The sequence below is a fragment of the Bacillus sp. AR2-1 genome (assembly GCF_008368755.1).
Taxonomy (GTDB): domain Bacteria; phylum Bacillota; class Bacilli; order Bacillales; family Bacillaceae_G; genus Bacillus_A; species Bacillus_A wiedmannii.
The window spans coordinates 456,604-474,594 of the sequence record NZ_QORY01000001.1 but is presented as its reverse complement, the minus strand read 5'-3'; the positions used below and the strand labels follow the sequence as shown (position 1 = coordinate 474,594).

At 36.5% G+C, this 17,991-nt stretch carries 18 protein-coding genes; 13 read left to right on the top strand and 5 right to left on the bottom strand.

All coding sequences use genetic code 11. From position 1 onward, the window contains the following. Positions 1 to 10: 10 nt before the first annotated feature. Positions 11 to 160: an acid-soluble spore protein SspO gene (sspO, locus tag DT250_RS02430; protein WP_000518053.1), complete on the bottom strand. Its 150-nt coding sequence runs from the start codon at positions 158 to 160 to the stop codon at positions 11 to 13. Positions 161 to 451: 291 nt separating this feature from the next. On the opposite strand from sspO, the gene acnA reads away from it, so the two are divergent. Continuing rightward, on the top strand, positions 452 to 3,175 hold the full coding sequence (gene acnA, locus DT250_RS02425) for an aconitate hydratase AcnA (RefSeq protein ID WP_048544062.1): 2,724 nt from the start codon (positions 452 to 454) through the stop codon (positions 3,173 to 3,175). Between the two features lie 116 nt (positions 3,176 to 3,291). Next, entirely contained in the window at positions 3,292 to 4,941 is a 1,650-nt protein-coding gene (locus DT250_RS02420; protein ID WP_141542805.1) for an ABC transporter ATP-binding protein, read from the top strand. 23 nt (positions 4,942 to 4,964) lie between these two features. Here the strand turns inward: DT250_RS02420 and DT250_RS02415 are convergent, their stop codons facing one another. Continuing rightward, the gene (locus DT250_RS02415) at positions 4,965 to 5,222 is read right to left on the bottom strand and encodes a hypothetical protein (RefSeq protein ID WP_046954569.1); all 258 of its coding nucleotides are present in this window, start codon (positions 5,220 to 5,222) and stop codon (positions 4,965 to 4,967) included. Positions 5,223 to 5,473: 251 nt separating this feature from the next. Between DT250_RS02415 and DT250_RS02410 the strand changes: the two genes are divergently transcribed. The 4 genes from DT250_RS02410 (at position 5,474) to sspN (ending at position 7,575) form a co-directional block, all read left to right on the top strand. Then, complete coding sequence (locus tag DT250_RS02410) at positions 5,474 to 6,049, top strand: TlpA family protein disulfide reductase (protein WP_000269060.1); 576 nt, start codon at positions 5,474 to 5,476, stop codon at positions 6,047 to 6,049. Positions 6,050 to 6,164: 115 nt separating this feature from the next. Beyond that, entirely contained in the window at positions 6,165 to 7,112 is a 948-nt protein-coding gene (locus tag DT250_RS02405) for a 3'-5' exonuclease (RefSeq protein WP_149212433.1), read from the top strand. Between the two features lie 141 nt (positions 7,113 to 7,253). Further along, positions 7,254 to 7,397, top strand: a complete 144-nt coding sequence (locus DT250_RS02400) for an FbpB family small basic protein (RefSeq protein WP_001254698.1) — start codon at positions 7,254 to 7,256, stop codon at positions 7,395 to 7,397. Positions 7,398 to 7,440: 43 nt separating this feature from the next. After that, positions 7,441 to 7,575: an acid-soluble spore protein SspN gene (gene sspN, locus DT250_RS02395; protein ID WP_000527987.1), complete on the top strand. Its 135-nt coding sequence runs from the start codon at positions 7,441 to 7,443 to the stop codon at positions 7,573 to 7,575. Between the two features lie 68 nt (positions 7,576 to 7,643). On the opposite strand, the gene DT250_RS02390 is transcribed toward sspN, so the two are convergent. Next, positions 7,644 to 8,936: a glycoside hydrolase family 18 protein gene (locus tag DT250_RS02390; protein WP_088608910.1), complete on the bottom strand. Its 1,293-nt coding sequence runs from the start codon at positions 8,934 to 8,936 to the stop codon at positions 7,644 to 7,646. Between the two features lie 109 nt (positions 8,937 to 9,045). Here DT250_RS02390 and DT250_RS02385 point away from each other — a divergent pair, with 109 nt between their 5' ends. Then, entirely contained in the window at positions 9,046 to 9,465 is a 420-nt protein-coding gene (locus DT250_RS02385; RefSeq protein ID WP_000495804.1) for an acyl-CoA thioesterase, read from the top strand. Between the two features lie 26 nt (positions 9,466 to 9,491). On the opposite strand, the gene DT250_RS02380 is transcribed toward DT250_RS02385, so the two are convergent. Together DT250_RS02380 and plsY are read right to left on the bottom strand one after the other, a co-directional pair. Continuing rightward, positions 9,492 to 9,782, bottom strand: coding sequence for a HesB/YadR/YfhF family protein (locus DT250_RS02380; RefSeq protein ID WP_001054448.1), 291 nt, complete (start codon positions 9,780 to 9,782; stop codon positions 9,492 to 9,494). A 108-nt stretch (positions 9,783 to 9,890) separates the two neighbouring features. Then, complete coding sequence (gene plsY / locus DT250_RS02375; protein ID WP_000237189.1) at positions 9,891 to 10,487, bottom strand: glycerol-3-phosphate 1-O-acyltransferase PlsY; 597 nt, start codon at positions 10,485 to 10,487, stop codon at positions 9,891 to 9,893. Positions 10,488 to 10,712: 225 nt separating this feature from the next. Between plsY and DT250_RS02370 the strand changes: the two genes are divergently transcribed. From DT250_RS02370 to parE, 6 genes are all read left to right on the top strand, one after another. Beyond that, a complete protein-coding gene (locus DT250_RS02370; RefSeq protein ID WP_087982126.1) occupies positions 10,713 to 12,569 on the top strand; it encodes an anaerobic ribonucleoside triphosphate reductase in 1,857 nt (618 codons plus the stop codon). Next, entirely contained in the window at positions 12,566 to 13,018 is a 453-nt protein-coding gene (gene nrdG, locus DT250_RS02365) for an anaerobic ribonucleoside-triphosphate reductase activating protein (protein ID WP_000867068.1), read from the top strand. Before DT250_RS02370 ends, nrdG begins: the two co-directional genes overlap by 4 nt. An 18-nt stretch (positions 13,019 to 13,036) precedes the next feature. Next, on the top strand, positions 13,037 to 13,714 hold the full coding sequence (locus DT250_RS02360) for a response regulator transcription factor (RefSeq protein ID WP_001044675.1): 678 nt from the start codon (positions 13,037 to 13,039) through the stop codon (positions 13,712 to 13,714). A 202-nt stretch (positions 13,715 to 13,916) separates the two neighbouring features. Further along, positions 13,917 to 15,158, top strand: a complete 1,242-nt coding sequence (locus tag DT250_RS02355; RefSeq protein WP_046957742.1) for a S1C family serine protease — start codon at positions 13,917 to 13,919, stop codon at positions 15,156 to 15,158. Positions 15,159 to 15,237: 79 nt separating this feature from the next. Beyond that, entirely contained in the window at positions 15,238 to 15,651 is a 414-nt protein-coding gene (locus DT250_RS02350; protein WP_048565897.1) for a CoA-binding protein, read from the top strand. A gap of 374 nt (positions 15,652 to 16,025) precedes the next feature. Further along, positions 16,026 to 17,990 carry a DNA topoisomerase IV subunit B gene (parE, locus tag DT250_RS02345; protein WP_001062189.1) on the top strand — a complete coding sequence of 655 codons (1,965 nt, stop codon included), beginning with the start codon at positions 16,026 to 16,028 and terminating at the stop codon, positions 17,988 to 17,990. Position 17,991 lies beyond the last annotated feature (1 nt).

Here is a 17,991-nt window from a genome sequence, read left to right as displayed (position 1 = left end):
GGATTTTTCGTTACTGGTTCTTTTTACGTTTTTTATTATTTTGTCGCTCTGCTGGAGTTAAAGGCTCGTTTGCAAATTCTTCATTATAACCAGCACCTTGTCCTTGTGCAGATGCCGCATTCATTCCTGAAATAGTATGATTTGCTTTTCTTTTACCCATTTTATTTCACCTCTATAACTTTTTTTGTATGTTGAATGATGAGCAGTTCATAGTATGTATGAACTGTAAGTAAAGCACTAATAGAGCACTTTACTTTATGGTAATAGTATTCATAAGGAGCGTGAACACTATTCAAATTTAGAAACATAAAGAAAACTTATGATAATCTATAAGTTTCTTATTATTTACTTATTTAGAAAGTTGTAATAAGATATTATCGTAAGGTATTGAAAAGTTTGTCTACATTTTATATTCAGACAACTTAGTCACGTTTAACAGGGGGGAAACATAATGGTCAAACATAATCCATTTCAATCACGTGCAACTTTTGAATTAGATGGAAAAACGTATCATTATTATGATTTGAAAGCGCTTGAAAACGCAGGGGTTGGCAACGTATCTCAATTACCATATTCCGTGAAAGTTTTACTTGAATCAGTACTTCGTCAAGTAGACGGACGTGTAATTACAGAAGAGCATGTTACAAATTTAGCGAAATGGGGAACGAAAGATGTGCAAGATATCGATGTTCCATTTAAACCATCTCGTGTAATTTTACAAGATTTCACTGGTGTACCAGCTGTTGTAGATTTGGCTTCGCTTCGTAAAGCAATGGCAGATATGGGCGGGGATCCTGATAAAATTAATCCAGAAATTACTGTAGACCTTGTAATTGACCACTCTGTACAGGTTGATAGAGCGGGTACGGCAGACGCGCTTGCATTCAACATGGACTTAGAGTTTAAACGTAATGAAGAACGTTATAAATTTTTAAGCTGGGCACAAAAATCATTTGATAACTATCGCGCAGTGCCACCAGCTACAGGTATTGTACACCAAGTAAACCTTGAATATTTAGCACCAGTTGTTCATGCTGTGAAAAATGCTGAAGGTGACTTAGTTGCATACCCAGATTCATTAGTTGGAACAGACTCACATACAACAATGATTAACGGTATCGGCGTTCTTGGATGGGGCGTTGGTGGTATAGAAGCGGAAGCAGGAATGCTTGGACAGCCTTCATACTTCCCAGTACCTGAAGTAATCGGTGTGAAATTAACTGGTACACTTCCAAGTGGTACTACAGCAACTGACGTTGCATTAAAAGTAACACAAGTATTACGTCAAAAAGGTGTAGTTGGTAAATTCGTTGAGTTCTTCGGTAATGGACTAAAGAGCATGCCTTTAGCTGACCGTGCAACAATTTCAAACATGGCACCAGAATACGGTGCAACTTGTGGATTCTTCCCAATTGACGATATTTCATTAGAATACTTACGTTTAACAGGTAGAGATGAAGAGCAAATTCGCATTGTTGAAGAATACTGTAAAGCAAATGGTTTATTCTATACAGCAGACAGCAAAGATCCAATTTACACTGATCTTGTTGAAATTGATTTAAATACAATCGAATCTAACCTTTCTGGACCGAAACGCCCACAAGATTTAATTCCACTTTCAGATATGAAAGATGCGTTCCATAAAGCTGTTGTAGCACCAGTTGGAACACAAGGACTTGGATTTAATGAGCAAGAGTTCGATAAAGAAGTGAAGGTTACATTAGAAGATAAAGAAGTAACGATGAAAACAGGTGCAATTGCAATCGCTGCAATTACAAGCTGTACAAATACATCAAACCCATACGTATTAATTGGGGCAGGTCTAGTTGCGAAGAAAGCAATTGAAAAAGGGCTTGTAGTACCTGAGTACGTAAAAACATCATTAGCACCAGGATCTAAAGTTGTTACTGAATACTTAGATAAATCAGGTTTAACAACATATTTAGATCAATTAGGTTTCCAAACAGTTGGTTACGGTTGTACGACTTGTATCGGTAACTCTGGTCCGTTAGCAGAGGAATTAGAAGAAGCAATCGCAGCAAACGATTTATTAGTAACATCTGTTTTATCTGGTAACCGTAACTTTGAAGGTCGTATTCATCCACTTGTAAAAGCAAACTACTTAGCATCACCACCACTTGTTGTGGCATATGCACTTGCAGGTACTGTTGATATTGACCTGAAAAATGATGCAATCGGTAAAGATGCAAATGGCAATGCTGTTTACTTCAACGACATTTGGCCATCAGCTAAAGAAATTGAAGATGTAGTTCAAAACGTTGTTACATCTGAACTGTTCAAGAAAGAATATGCACAAGTATTTAACAGCAATGAGCGCTGGAATGAAATTCAAACTTCAAATGAAGCTTTATATACTTGGGATAATGATTCAACTTATATTCAAAACCCACCGTTCTTTGAAGGATTATCTAAAGAGCCAGGTGAAGTTGAAACGTTATCAGATTTACGCATAGTTGGTAAATTTGGAGACTCTGTAACGACAGACCATATTTCACCAGCAGGTTCAATTGGTAAGCATACACCAGCAGGACGCTACTTATTAGAAAACGGCGTACAACCTGTTGACTTTAACTCTTACGGTTCTCGTCGTGGTAACCACGAAGTTATGATGCGTGGTACATTCGCGAACATCCGTATTAAAAACCAAATCGCACCAGGAACAGAAGGCGGATACACAACATATTGGCCAACTGGTGAAGTAACATCAATCTATGATGCTGCTATGAAATATAAAGAAGATGGCACAGGCCTTCTAGTTATTGCTGGTAAAGATTACGGTATGGGAAGTTCTCGTGACTGGGCTGCGAAAGGTACAAACTTATTAGGTATTAAAGCGGTAATCGCAGAAAGCTTCGAACGTATTCACCGTAGTAACTTAGTATTAATGGGTGTATTACCACTTCAATTTAAAGATGGCGAAAGCGCTGAAACGTTAGGTCTTGTTGGTAACGAGTCATTTGAAATTCAAATTGACAAAACAGTTAGACCACGCGATCTTGTAAAAGTAGTTGCAACTGATGCAGATGGCAACGAAAAACAATTTGAAGTAGTAGCTCGTTTCGATAGTGAAGTAGAAATTGACTACTACCGTCACGGTGGTATTCTGCAAATGGTTCTTCGTGAGAAAATTGAAGAGTCTAAAGTGTCAAACTAAATAATTGAAATGAACGATAAGGAAGCTAACAACTGTTAGCTTCCTTATTTTATGGAAAGGGATGAAACCATTTGGTTTCATCCCTTTCTTTTTACTATAAAAATGGAGGGAACATCATGAAAGAATATAAAAGAATATTGTTACCGTTACAGAAAGAAAAATTATTAGTAATAGCAGCTGTATGTAGTGGATGCTTTGCTGCTATTTTAAATTTATCTCGTCCACTATTCATGGGATTAATTGTAGATAACCTTATTCAACGAGAGTTAAAGGAGGTGTATCTTTACATTACTTTGTTTGCAGCTAGCCGCTTGTTGATGTGGGTGAACAATCTTTCATTTGATTATGTAAGTTCAAAAGCGAGTCAGCGAATATTACGAGAGAAGCGTATAGATGTATTGCGTCATTTCTTCTCATTACCGTTTGAAGAGAGTGAGAAGATTAAGGGAGGAGAGTTAGAGACATTAGTTGTGTCTGATATTCCGAACTGGGTCAGATTATATGGATCTATATTAATAGAATATATACATGCTATTGCCCAATTTATTGGCGCAATCATAGCACTACAACATATAGATATAAAGTTCATATTATGGGTAGCTCCGTTTTTATTTTTAAGTGCAACGGTTCCGATGTTGATGGGGAAAAAGGTAAGAAATATCGCCAGCATTGCTCAAAGAAATCAATCAAGTGTTGTAGAGATGGTGTCACAGTTTGTAAAAGGAGCACAAGATTTACGTAGTTTGCAAAAAGAAAAATGGGCCATTCGCTTATTTAAGGGAGTAACGGCACAATCTTATAAAACAGAAGTAAAGAAGACGATGATGCAACATTGCATTGGAGTAGTTGGAACCGTGATTGAAACAGGGGCATATATCGTTGTTCTCATTATAGGCGCGCAGAAAATAATGAAGGGGGAAATGGAAGTTGGTTCAATTGTTGCCGTGTTAGCCACAATTGAAATGCTCTTTTTTCCAGTCCGCTACGTTGGCGATTTATTAATGATGACACAAGTTGCAGTTGCTTCGGCAAATAGAGTTTTTTCCTTTTTAGATAAACGAGTGGCAAATAGTAAGGTAGAAAGAGCGATGGGGATGACGGTAACAAATGTTTCATTTCAGGAGAGTAATGAAGAGAAATGCAGAATTCATAATATTGATTTGCAAATTAATCCTGGTGAACTCGTTATGATTGTAGGAGAAAGTGGTGCAGGAAAGACGACACTTTTAAAATTAATGATAGGGTTGTATAAACCATCTAACGGTAACATTGTTTATTATGGTAATGAGGCTCGTATGACGACAGTGTGGCAAGAACCTCGTTTCTTTCGGACGACAGTAAAAGAGAATATGTATTTCGGGGGAAAGTATCTAGAAAATCAGTTAGAAAAAAATATTGAACTTGTAAATGTGAAACCGATTATTAGTGATTTACCTAGGGGGATTGAAACTGTACTACATAAAAGCGGGGAAGAGTTTTCTGGAGGGGAAAGAAAACGTCTTGCATTATTACGCGCTATTGGTTCAAATCCGAATCTTATTATTTTAGATGAACCGACTGCGGGATTAGATCCGGGCAATCAAGAAACTGTTTGGAATATGATAGAAGGATTAGGAAGAGGGGTCACGAGAATTGTGGCAACACATGATGTAGAGAAAGCGATACTAGCAGATCGTGTTGTTATAATGAGAGAAGGAAGTATTGTTGCATGTGGAAGTCCTGAAAAATTAATAAATAGTCATTCGTTTTTACAGAGATATGAATAAAGATAAGAGAACTGCTCTTATCTTTATTCAGCATCATTTATTTGATACTCGATAGATTCGGAGTGATTCAGATCAACGTTAAAAGTAGCAGTCATAAGGAAAGTTGCAATTCCGAGAATTAAGAAAAGGACGAATGAGACTAGAGAGACGTAGAGACAAATACGCCCTACTTTCTTTTTTTCAAGATCTTTACTAAAGAGTGAAATGATCCATGTAATAATGCCGATTGGGTATAAAAGAAAACTAAGAATATATAATGTTGTTTTTTCGAATGAATTCATAAACAATCCCCCTTTTGTTGAAGGTTATTTAACTACGAGAGTAAATAGGTAAGTGGGTCAATAAGAAGATAAAACACCTCATCTGTTTTTCTAATTATATGATAAAAAGGAAAAAACTTCACTTTGAATAAGAATATTCTAATTATTTTGACTGTGAATATTTCCAAGCTTGTCCGTATAAGCTAAAATAAGGTATATAGTATTTGGGTAATTAGGTTAATAAGAAGATAAATACGTTAGGGTGATATAAAATGTGGCGGAAGCTTACGATTATTGTAGTGTTACTTTGTTTAGCGGGATATGCAGCTTATGAACAGTTTGGTAAAAAAGACCAGGCGGTACAAGGGGAGCAAGAAAAAAGTGAAGCTGCTATGAAAGAGATGATTGCAAGTAATGGTATCGAAATAGGGAAGAGTGCGCCAAACTTTGAATTAACGAAGTTAGATGGAACGAATGTAAAGTTATCAGATTTGAAAGGAAAGAAAGTGATTTTAAACTTTTGGGCAACGTGGTGTGGACCTTGCCAGCAAGAAATGCCGGATATGGAGGCTTTCTATAAAGAACATAAAGAAAATGTAGAAATTTTAGCAATAAATTATACGCCTTCAGAAAAGGGCGGGGGAGTAGAAAAGGTAAGCAATTTTGCAAAAGAAAAAGGAATTACTTTTCCTATTTTATTGGACAAGAACATTGATGTGACAACAGCGTATAAAGTAATTACGATTCCAACTTCGTATTTTATAGATACGAAAGGTGTCATTCAAGATAAGTTTATTGGACCGATGACGCAAAAAGAGATGGAGAAACGGATTGCTAAATTAAAATAATGGTGAAAAGGTAGAGGTGGAAAGTTACCATTTCTGCCTTTTCTTTTTCACGTAGTGATAGCAGCATGTTATGATAAAAGAAATATAAACGTTTAGAGGTAAAGGAGTGTTTGGAGTGGGGAATATATCCTTACCGTTAGATTATGTTGTAATTGATTTTGAAACAACAGGATTTAACCCTTATAATGATAAAATTATTCAAGTAGCAGCAGTGAAATATCGTAATCATGAACTAGTAGATCAATTTGTTTCCTATGTGGATCCAGAGCGTTCAATTCCGGACCGAATAACGAGTTTAACAGGTATTACAAATTATCGTGTTTCAGATGCACCGACGATTGAAGAAGTATTACCTTTATTTTTAGCATTTTTACATACAAATGTTATTGTCGCTCATAATGCATCTTTTGATATGCGTTTTTTAAAAAGTAATGTAAATATGCTTGGGCTGCCTGAACCTCAAAATAAAGTGATTGATACTGTGTTTTTAGCGAAGAAATATATGAAGCACGCACCTAATCATAAACTTGAAACGTTAAAGCGAATGCTTGGCATTCGTTTAAGTTCTCATAATGCATTTGATGATTGTATTACTTGTGCAGCTGTTTATCAAAAATGTGCATCTATTGAAGAAGAAACAAACAGGAAATCGAATACAGAAGTACTTGATGAAACAGTAGTATATGAAGCAGTAAAAAAGATACTTGTACGAAATAAACGTGATATCGAATGGATTCGTTGTATGAATGTAGGAAGCTATTTAGATATAAAAGCTTTTTATCCAGTTATGAGAGTAAAAGTAAAAGGGCGAAAGAAATACGTATTAACAGAGATATTAGAAGATGATGTGAAAGAAATATGTACGAGTTTAAATTGTGAACCCGCGTTAAAAAGTGAAGTTGGTAATACGAGAATTATGCTTAATAGCTTAGAGGATGTCCTGAAATTAGAAAGTTATATTTTAGGACAGTATGATTTCGTACTGCAAGCGCTAAGTGAGTATAAACAAAGTGAAATGAATGCAGATGAAAAGCTAAAAGAATATTTAAATATAATGGTATAAAAAACTCCGTGTACAAGAAGTTGTGCACGGAGTTTTTTTAGGAGTACTAAAACATAAAATTTTCTTACAAATCTGATTAAAGAGTTTTTCATTTGCTCATACTATGTATAGTAAGAATGCGAAGGAGAGAGGGTGAACAGCATGAGAAGAAGTCGCCGTAAATCATTTGACGAACTTGTGAAAGAAAATAAACAACAATTATTAAGTGATCGTGATGCAATCGATCGCATTGAAGAGCGTATTGAAAAACGTTATGAAATGCAACTTTTTAAGCAAGCTGAATAATTCTTAACACTAGTACGATACTAGTGTTAAGGAGGCGATAGTAATGGGTAATCCGAAAAAGAATTCAAAAGACTTTGCACCGAATCATATTGGAACACAATCAAAAAAAGCTGGTGGCAATAAAGGAAAGCAAATGCAAGACCAAACAGGCAAACAACCGATTGTTGATAACGGTTAAAAAAGAGAGAATGTTGTCATTCTTCTTTTTGTGACGGATTTTTAATAATCAAAAAGGGCTGACTTATGTCAGCCCTTTTTCGTAATCGTAAAATTTTCAACGAGTAAACGCCAATTTTGCGGGAATGGTAAGCCAATCTTCCAGTAACTAATACCGCCTATACCTTGTTCTTTCATTAAATTGAATTTGCTTTGAATAGACCGTGAATCTTCAAACCAAACTTCGTGTTGAACACCATTTTCATCAAAATAATTAAAATGAGGAGCTTGAGCTGTGAAATCATAGCGGATGGGGACATTGTATTTACGAGCTAGTGCGACAGCTGCGACAGAGCTAATTGCTTTTGCAGGCGGATTGCCTTGTTTGAACGGAAGTTTCCAATCGAATCCGTATAAGTTTTGCCCCATCATAATTTTTTGGGGAGGCATTTGAGATTTTGCATATTGAAGTACTTCTTTTACAGGACCGATAGGAGAAATAGCCATCGGTGGCCCGCCTTGCCAACCCCAGTCATATGTCATAATGACGACGAAATCAACAATTTGCCCTTGTGCTTTATAATCGTGAGCTTCGAAAAATTTTCCCTTTTGATTTGAACTTGTTTTCGGTACAAGCGTTGTACTCAATGTGTATCCGTTAGGTAAGCGTGTTTTTACATTTCGTAAAAAACGATTATACGCTTCGCGATCTTCAGGTGCTATACTCTCGAAATCAAAATGAATGTCTCGCATACCGTACTTCTCAGCTGTTTGTAAAATGTTAGTAATAAATTTGTTTTGAATCGATGCATCGCGTAAAATAACCGATGTCAGATCGGCACTGAAATTTCCATTTTCAATATTTGTAATAACGAGCATCGGGATGGTTTTGCCTTGCGTTGCAATATTAGCGATTTTAGCTGTTTCAGTTGGTTCTTTTAACGTACCATCTCTTTTTGCCTCGAAACTGAAGTAAGCCAAATATGTTAAAAATGGATTAATGGCACGCGTAGCGTTAACCAAACTTTCTTTTATTGGTATTGTTGAAGGTTGTAAATAAGCGATGGATTCTACTGCGCGTTTTGTCCCTTTTGGTATATATAATTGCTGTCCAACATGGAGAATGGATTTTAAAGATAAGTTATTAACCTTAGCTAAACTAGCGAGAGGTACGTTATATGTTTGAGAGATTCGATATAGGCTATCGCCAGGCTGTACATAATAATTATTCCCTTTCGTATTAACGATCAGTGCCTGACCTACAACGAGTGTTTCAGCTGGATTTAGTCCATTGTCCTTTACTATTTCGTCAGGTGTTGATCCGTACTTTGATGCCAAGCTATATACGCTATCACCGCTACGAACAGTTACAATTTGAATCATATGCTTGCTCCTTTCAGTAAAAGATTCACTGTTTTTATTTTATTTTTGATGTCACTGTATTATGATTAAATGTATGCAAGGTAGCAGAAGTGAAAGAAGGCGAATACATATGTTTGTAGCAGAACATGAAGTTGAAATCCGTTATGCGGAAACAGATCAAATGGGTGTTGTTTACCATTCAAACTATTTGGTGTGGCTTGAACTAGGTCGCACGAAACTTATACAAGATTTAGGATTTTCATATGTTGAAATGGAGAAAGAGGGAATTATTTCTCCTGTGTTAGATTTGCAAATTTCATATCGTAAAGCGATGCGTTACGGAGAAAAAGCAATTGTGAAAACGTGGATTGATACTGTTAGTCCGCTTCGCGTTGTATATGGTTATGAAATATATAACGGTGAAGGTGAACTTTGTATTACTGCAAGTACGACGAATATTTGCGCGAAAAAAGAAGGGTTCAGGCCTGTATCATTTAAAAAGTTATATCCAGAGTGGTATGCGAAATATGAGGAAATTAAGAAAAAATAAAAAAGCGTGGCAGAAGCCACGCTTTTTTATTTTTCATAATTAAATTGCGGGAAATCATCACCGTCGTTAAATGTAACAGCTAAATTATGTCCATCGAAGAACCACTCATCATCGCCTTCAATAAAGAAGTTAATACCTTCTTCTTGAGTTTGAACAGCAGGATGTGCAGGATCATCTTTACGAATACCTAAAGAAAGTCCTTTTTGCACAGTACTGCAACCGCCGTATTGTACGAAAAGGCGTAGTGTTTCACCCGATTGTAAGTTTAATTCGTTTTTATACCATTGTGCTGCTTCTTTTGTTACGGAAAGATTCATGTATAGTTCCTCCAAATTATGTTGCTTTTTCTTTAGTATAAAAAATAACGCAAAAAGACGCTATTAATATGCTTCACGTTTTCTTTTTGCGTTATGTGGGTTACGATCTTATTTTTGCTTTTTTGAAAAGTTTGCTTTCGGTTCAGTTTTATTTATAATTCGTCCGATATTTGCACGGTGTTTATAAATAACCATACCTGCTAATAAACACATCGCAATAATGAAGATTTTATCCCCGCTAACAATGGATGCAATAACAGCAACGACGGCTGTTACCATAGAAGAAAGTGATACGTATCTTGTTGTAAATAAAAGGCTGAAAAAGACAACAGCTAATATTGCAAAAACAACTGGAGAGTAGCATAATAGCACGCCAGCAGAAGTTGCAACAGCTTTACCACCACGGAATTTCGCGAAAATCGGATACACATGTCCAAGAACAGCTGCTAATCCGAACCATAGTGGGTGAACATCTAAACCGAAAATAATCGGTAGACTTGTTGCTAATGTACCTTTTAAAATGTCAGCAATTGTAACGATAAAACCTGCTTTTTTCCCTAGTGTGCGGAATGTATTTGTTCCGCCTAGATTACCGCTTCCGTGCTCACGAATATCGATTCCGTAGCCGATTTTTCCAACGACTAGTGCGAATGGAATCGAGCCAAGTAAGTAGGCAACGATAAATAAAAGATATGTAATAACCATAAGTTCAGTCTCCTTTATTCAAATGTGTTGATAAAGGGTAAAAAGAGTTTTTCCCGTATATTGTACCATACATTTGTAAAGAGCACATTTCTTTTTTGTAAATGAAAAATTCATTATTTCGTGAAAAAAATTTCACAGGAATGTTACATTTCTCACAGAAACACCAAGACTATATGTAGTAACATTTTAATCAAAAGACAACAACATATTGGTGGAGGGTTATAAATGTTACAACGAAATGTACGTGGAGAAGAATTAATGAGAGTGTTTGAGACGATTGTCCACGGTAGTGAGCAAGATTTAATGCAAGAAAATGCAAATGTAGATGGTCGCTCTCCAATGGGAGTAATGGGAACGTTCGCATCAGAGAGTGCGAAATATTATGCAGTTGAAAATTTATTGTCAGATCAAGTGAAAAAAGCGATAAATCAAAATATATTATATCCACATGACTTAGATTTTTATGCGACAGGAACGACGACTTGTTCGCAAATTCCGTTAGCGCAAATGCTTGCGGACGGTTTTCATACCGGACATGGGCATATGAGACAACCGCAGGATATTAAAAGTGCATTGGCTCTTTCGTCTATTATTTTTCAGGCGAATCAAAATATGCAGCACGGTGGTCAATCATTTGCACTCTTTGATATTGATTTAGCTCCATATGTGAGAAAAACAGTAGCGAGACATAAGAAACGATTACAGTCATATCCGCTTACGAAAGAACAAATAGAAGAATTTGCATGGAAAGAAACAGAAAATGATACGTATCAGGCGTGTGAAGCCTTCGTTCATAATTCAAATAGTATGCACAGTAGGGGCGGGGGACAAGTACCGTTTATTTCTATTAATTATGGAACAGACACATCAAAAGAGGGACGGTTATTAGTTAGACAACTTTTAAAAGCGACACAAGCTGGTCTTGGTAAAGGAGAAACACCAATTTTTCCGATTCAAATTTTTAAAATGAAAAAAGGTGTGAACTTTGAAGAATGTGATCCGAACTATGATTTATTTGAATTAGCGTTAGAGACAACGGCTGAACGATTATTCCCTAACTTTTCATTTTTAGATGCGCCATTTAATGCAGTGCATTATGACGGACGACCGGAAAGTGAAGTATGTTATATGGGATGTCGTACCCGTGTCATGTCTAACATACATGGAGAAGAAACAGCGATTGGAAGAGGCAATTTATCATTTACGTCTATCAACTTAGTGAAATTAGCGTTAATTAGTGGTTCAAAAGAAGCATTTTTTGAAGCGTTAAATTATTACTTAGATTTAGGGATTAAGCAATTATTAGAGAGATTTGAGTATCAATGTACGAAGCGAGCAAGAGATTTTCGATTTTTATATTCACAAGGTGTATGGCGCGGTGGAGAGAAGTTACAGCCTGAAGATTCTGTAGCATCCATTTTAAAGCAAGGGACGTTAAGTCTTGGTTTTATCGGTCTTGCGGAGTGTTTAGTAGCTTTAACAGGAAAGCATCATGGAGAAGATGAAGAATCATGGAAACTCGGATATGAAATCATTTCCTTTATGAGAGATAGAATGGATAAAGCAACGGAAGAACATGAACTGAATTTCTCAGTAATTGCAACTCCTGCAGAAGGGTTATCAGGGAAGTTTGTGAAAAAAGATAGAGAAGAATTTGGTGTGATTAGCGGTATAACGAACCATAATTATTATACGAATTCATTCCATATCCCAGTTTACTATAGCATTCAAGCGATAAATAAAATTCGTTTAGAAGGACCTTTCCATGCTCTATGTAACGGGGGACATATTACGTATATTGAGCTAGACGGAGCAGCTATGCATAACAAACAGGCGTTAAAACAAATTGTACGAGCGATGGCAAATCATGGCGTTGGATACGGTTCAATTAATCATCCTGTTGACCGTTGTAAGTGCTGCAGTTATCACGGAGTTATTGGAAATGAATGCCCAAGTTGCGGAAATGAAGACGAAGCTAATATAGAAAGAATTCGCCGTATAACAGGTTATCTTGTAGGAGATATGTCGAAGTGGAATAGTGCGAAACGTAGTGAAGAGATGGATCGGGTGAAGCATAAATGAAAGTGATGAACATCATTCATGATAGTGTAGTAGATGGGGAAGGGTTGCGGACAGTCGTGTTTTTTGCGGGCTGTCCGCATCGTTGTTTCGGTTGCCATAATCCAAAATCGTGGAATATTTGTAATGGAACTGAAATGACAGTAGAAGAAATTGTGAACGAGATTGCAAGTAATTCATTAACTGATGTAACATTTTCAGGTGGAGATCCATTCTTCCAAGCTGCTGAAGTGAAAAAAGTAGCAAAAGCTGTGAAAGACTTGAAAAAAAATCTATGGATGTATACAGGTTATACGTTAGAAGAGATACAGAGTTCTCAAAATAATGATATGATAGAGTTGTTACATTATGGGGATGTTTTAGTCGATGGAAGGTTTGAAATCGAGAAAAAAGATTTAACACTTCCATTTCGCGGAAGCTCCAATCAACGTATTATTCGATTGAAAGAGTAAAAAGGCGGGATAGATTATATGAATAAAACAGTATTACTTGTTGAAGATGAAAGAAGATTACGTGAAATCGTTAGTGATTATTTTCGTAATGAAGGCTTTGAAGTAATCGAAGCAGAAGACGGAAAAATAGCGTTAGAATTATTTGCAGAGCATGAAATTGATTTAATTATGTTAGATATTATGTTACCAGAAATAGATGGATGGTCTGTTTGTAGACGAATTAGAAAAGAATCAGCAGTACCGATCATTATGTTGACAGCACGTTCAGATGAGGATGATACACTACTAGGGTTCGAATTAGGTGCAGATGAGTATGTAACGAAACCTTTCAGCCCGAAAGTGTTAGTAGCTCGTGCGAAGACGTTATTAAAACGCGCGGATGGTGTGGTAGGAGTAGCGGAAGAAAATGCTATGTCTTTAGCTGGAATAGAAGTGAATCGTCTATCTAGAACCGTTTTAGTAGATGGAGAAGAAATTATATTGACACATAAGGAATTTGAACTTCTTGTTTATTTAATGGAGAACAAAGGAATTGTGTTGTCACGTCAACATTTATTAGATCAGTTATGGGGATATGATTACTACGGTGATGACCGAACGGTTGATACTCATATTAAAAAACTACGAAATAAGCTAGGAGATAAAGCGAAGCATATCGGTACTGTTATTCGAGTGGGTTACAAATTTGAAGAATAACCTTTAAATTACTATGCGCTTTGGCTTTGGGATATAGCAAATTTATACTCTCTTTTGTAGGTGGAATGTACAAAAAATACTTTTCTTGTCTACAATGTTAGATAAGAGTATTTTTTTAATTGGATTTCACGATGAGTTCACAAGAAGGACACAAAACGTGACTATACTGAAAATACGAATTCACCAGAGAGGGGAAGTAAACATGGGATATTACGACGGACCAAATTTAAATGAAGAGCATAGTGAAACGAGAGAAGTGAGAAAATCAGGTAGTAAAAAAGGTTATTTTTTCACAGGTTTAGTCGGAGCTGTAGTTGGGGCTGTCACAATTAGTTTTGCGGCACCATATATGCCATGGGCTCAAAATAATGGAGCGGCTGTATCATCATTCAGTTCGGATTCAAAAGTTGAAGGTACTGTAGTTCCTGTTGTCAATAAAGCAAAAAATGAAACTGATTTACCTGGTATGATTGAAGGCGCGAAAGATGTTGTTGTAGGTGTTATTAATATGCAACAAAGTGTTGATCCATTTGCAATGCAACCGACAGGCCAAGAGCAACAAGCTGGCTCAGGATCAGGTGTTATTTATAAAAAAGCAGGAAATAAAGCGTATATTGTAACGAACAACCATGTAGTAGATGGAGCGAATAAACTTGCTGTAAAACTAAGTGATGGTAAAAAGGTAGATGCAAAACTTGTAGGGAAAGACCCTTGGTTAGATTTAGCGGTTGTAGAAATTGATGGATCTAATGTAAATAAAGTTGCCACTTTAGGTGATTCAAGTAAACTTCGTGCGGGTGAAAAAGCGATTGCAATTGGTAACCCACTAGGGTTTGATGGAAGTGTAACGGAAGGTATTATTAGTAGCAAAGAACGTGAAATTCCAGTAGATATCGATGGCGATAAGCGTGCAGATTGGAATGCTCAAGTTATTCAAACAGATGCAGCAATTAACCCAGGTAATAGTGGTGGTGCGTTGTTTAACCAAAATGGTGAAATAATTGGGATTAATTCAAGTAAAATTGCACAACAAGAAGTTGAAGGAATTGGATTTGCTATTCCAATTAATATTGCAAAGCCAGTTATTGAATCACTTGAAAAAGACGGAGTAGTGAAACGTCCAGCTCTTGGAGTAGGTGTCGTTTCATTAGAAGATGTGCAAGCTTATGCAGTAAATCAATTGAAAGTACCGAAAGAAGTAACAAACGGTGTTGTATTAGGTAAAATTTACCCAATATCACCTGCAGAAAAAGCTGGTTTAGAGCAATATGATATTGTAGTATCATTAGATGATCAAAAAGTAGAAAATTCACTTCAATTCCGTAAATATTTATATGAAAAGAAAAAAGTAGGCGAGAAAGTAGAAGTTACATTCTATCGTAACGGTCAAAAAATGACGAAAACAGCTACTTTAGCAGATAATTCAGCTACAAAGAATCAATAATTGAAATAAAAGAAAGTCTCTTTCATATTGAAAGAGACTTTCTTTATCGGCTATACTAAAGGAATAGGAGGGATAAATTATGACAATTGAAAACCCAACTCGTACGGAAATTGGTGAAGTATTAAAGAAAAGCAAAACGATTGCAGTTGTTGGATTATCGGATAAGCCAGAACGTACATCGTATATGGTTTCAAAAGCAATGCAAGATGCTGGGTATCGCATTATTCCAGTAAACCCAACAGTAGATGAGGTGCTTGGAGAAAAAGCAGTTTCTTCACTAAAGGATATTAAGGAACATGTTGATATTGTAAATGTATTCCGTCGTTCAGAATTTTTAATGGATGTTGCGAAAGAGTTTGTAGAGATTGATGCAGATGTTTTTTGGGCACAATTAGGAGTACAAGATGAAGATACATATAAACTTTTGCAAGAAAAAGGCTATACTGTAATAATGGATCGTTGCATTAAAGTAGAACATGCGATGACAAAATAGTATAGGTTTTAAAGAGAGAAAGATTGATTCAGCCCTCTTTATAAATAAGTAGGGCCGATGAACGAGGTGTTCATCATGAGATTTTTTAAAGGCTGTTTTTGGGGAATGTTACTTGTTATCCCATTTTGGATATTGATCATTTGGATCATGATAAAGGTTTGGAATGTATAATCTTGGCATACATATCCATTTCTCGTTGACAAACGATTATTTTTCTGAAATAGTAGCCTAGAGGAATCCTTGTGAAAAAACAAGGATTTTTCTATTGAAAATGGTATATAAAAGAGATAAGATAACTTGCCAAAACTATAGTCGAGGCGTTATTCTATAATAGAAACATATGTTCTGATTTGATTAGGAAAGGGGCAAGGAGTTTGGCAAAGCATCAGTTCCAATATAATGAAGATGCAATTCAAGTGCTAGAAGGACTTGAAGCCGTTCGAAAACGCCCGGGTATGTATATCGGGAGTACGGATAGCCGTGGATTGCATCATTTAGTATATGAAATAGTAGATAACTCCGTTGATGAAGCGTTAGCGGGATTTGGCGACGAAATTTCTGTCGTAATACATAAAGATAATAGTATTAGCGTTATTGATAAAGGGCGAGGAATGCCTACGGGAATGCATAAACTTGGGAAACCTACACCTGAAGTTATTTTAACTGTACTTCATGCCGGTGGTAAGTTTGGTCAAGGTGGCTATAAAACAAGTGGTGGTCTACACGGTGTTGGGGCATCAGTTGTAAATGCCTTGTCAGAATGGTTAGTAGTGACGATTAAACGTGACGGAAATATTTATGAACAACGCTTTGAAAATGGTGGTATTCCTGCAACGACACTGGAAAAAATCGGGAAGACGAAAGAGTCTGGTACGACAATACATTTTAAACCAGATACAACGATTTTCAGCACAACAAATTACAATTACGAAACATTATGTGAAAGATTACGTGAATCTGCATTCTTATTAAAAGGGATGAAAATCTCAATAAAAGATGAGCGAAATGATTTAGAAGATGTCTTTCATTATGAAACAGGAATCGAAGCTTTCGTTTCATACTTAAATGAAGAAAAAGATTCAATCCATCCGGTTGTATATTTTACTGGTGAACAAAATGGAATTGAGGCAGAGCTAGCTTTTCAATTTAACGATGGCTACTCAGAAAATATTCTTTCGTTTGTAAATAATGTACGTACAAAAGATGGTGGAACACACGAAGCTGGGTTTAAGACAGCAATGACTCGTGTGTTCAATGAGTATGCTCGTAAAGTATCGTTATTAAAAGAAAAAGATAAAAACTTAGAAGGTACAGATATTCGTGAAGGTGTAGCGGCTATCGTTTCTGTACGTGTACCAGAAGAAGTACTTCAGTTTGAAGGGCAAACGAAAGGGAAACTTGGTACAAGTGAAGCTCGTTCTTCAATTGATGCAATTGTATCTGAGCATTTAGCTTACTTTTTAGAAGAAAACCCGGATGTTGCTACACTTCTTGTGAGAAAGGCAGTTAAAGCAGCGCAGGCACGTGAGGCTGCTCGTAAAGCGAGAGAAGAAGCGCGTACTGGTAAAAAGAAAAAGAAATCAGAAGGTACATTAAGTGGTAAGTTAACACCAGCACAATCACGTAACCCGCAAAAAAATGAACTGTACCTAGTAGAGGGTGACTCTGCGGGTGGTTCCGCGAAACAAGGTCGAGACCGACGTTTCCAAGCGGTATTACCGTTACGTGGTAAAGTAATCAATACAGAAAAAGCAAAACTTGCTGATATCTTTAAAAATGAAGAGATTAATACAATTATTTACGCTATTGGCGGTGGTGTAGGGAATGAATTCGCTGTTGAAGATATTAACTACGATAAAATTGTAATTATGACCGATGCTGATACAGATGGTGCGCACATTCAAGTATTGTTACTAACGTTCTTCTACAGATATATGAAACCACTTATCGAAGCTGGCAAAGTATTTATTGCACTTCCTCCTTTATACAAAGTAAGTAAAGGAAAAGGTAAGAGTGAAGTGATTGAGTATGCATGGTCTGATGAAGAATTAGATGGTGTAACAAAAAAGGTCGGTAAAGGCTACATGCTGCAGCGCTATAAAGGACTTGGCGAAATGAATGCAGACCAATTATGGGAAACGACGATGAATCCTGAAACACGTACGTTGATTCGTGTGAAAATTGACGATGCATCAAGAGCGGAGCGCCGAGTTACGACGTTGATGGGTGATAAAGTAGAACCTCGCCGTAAATGGATCGAACGAAATGTACAATTTGGTATGCAAGAAGAAGGAAACATTTTAGAAAATGAAATGATTATGGAGACGGAGGTGGAATAAC

What these genes read in the sequence shown, in the direction of transcription:
- sspO (WP_000518053.1), bottom strand. Translation starts at nt 160, where the DNA reads ATGGGTAAAAGAAAAGCAAATCATACTATTTCAGGAATGAATGCGGCA.
- acnA (WP_048544062.1), top strand. Translation starts at nt 452, where the DNA reads ATGGTCAAACATAATCCATTTCAATCACGTGCAACTTTTGAATTAGAT.
- DT250_RS02420 (WP_141542805.1), top strand. Translation starts at nt 3,292, where the DNA reads ATGAAAGAATATAAAAGAATATTGTTACCGTTACAGAAAGAAAAATTA.
- DT250_RS02415 (WP_046954569.1), bottom strand. Translation starts at nt 5,222, where the DNA reads ATGAATTCATTCGAAAAAACAACATTATATATTCTTAGTTTTCTTTTA.
- DT250_RS02410 (WP_000269060.1), top strand. Translation starts at nt 5,474, where the DNA reads ATGTGGCGGAAGCTTACGATTATTGTAGTGTTACTTTGTTTAGCGGGA.
- DT250_RS02400 (WP_001254698.1), top strand. Translation starts at nt 7,254, where the DNA reads ATGAGAAGAAGTCGCCGTAAATCATTTGACGAACTTGTGAAAGAAAAT.
- sspN (WP_000527987.1), top strand. Translation starts at nt 7,441, where the DNA reads ATGGGTAATCCGAAAAAGAATTCAAAAGACTTTGCACCGAATCATATT.
- DT250_RS02390 (WP_088608910.1), bottom strand. Translation starts at nt 8,936, where the DNA reads ATGATTCAAATTGTAACTGTTCGTAGCGGTGATAGCGTATATAGCTTG.
- DT250_RS02385 (WP_000495804.1), top strand. Translation starts at nt 9,046, where the DNA reads ATGTTTGTAGCAGAACATGAAGTTGAAATCCGTTATGCGGAAACAGAT.
- DT250_RS02380 (WP_001054448.1), bottom strand. Translation starts at nt 9,782, where the DNA reads ATGAATCTTTCCGTAACAAAAGAAGCAGCACAATGGTATAAAAACGAA.
- plsY (WP_000237189.1), bottom strand. Translation starts at nt 10,487, where the DNA reads ATGGTTATTACATATCTTTTATTTATCGTTGCCTACTTACTTGGCTCG.
- DT250_RS02370 (WP_087982126.1), top strand. Translation starts at nt 10,713, where the DNA reads ATGTTACAACGAAATGTACGTGGAGAAGAATTAATGAGAGTGTTTGAG.
- nrdG (WP_000867068.1), top strand. Translation starts at nt 12,566, where the DNA reads ATGAAAGTGATGAACATCATTCATGATAGTGTAGTAGATGGGGAAGGG.
- DT250_RS02360 (WP_001044675.1), top strand. Translation starts at nt 13,037, where the DNA reads ATGAATAAAACAGTATTACTTGTTGAAGATGAAAGAAGATTACGTGAA.
- DT250_RS02355 (WP_046957742.1), top strand. Translation starts at nt 13,917, where the DNA reads ATGGGATATTACGACGGACCAAATTTAAATGAAGAGCATAGTGAAACG.
- DT250_RS02350 (WP_048565897.1), top strand. Translation starts at nt 15,238, where the DNA reads ATGACAATTGAAAACCCAACTCGTACGGAAATTGGTGAAGTATTAAAG.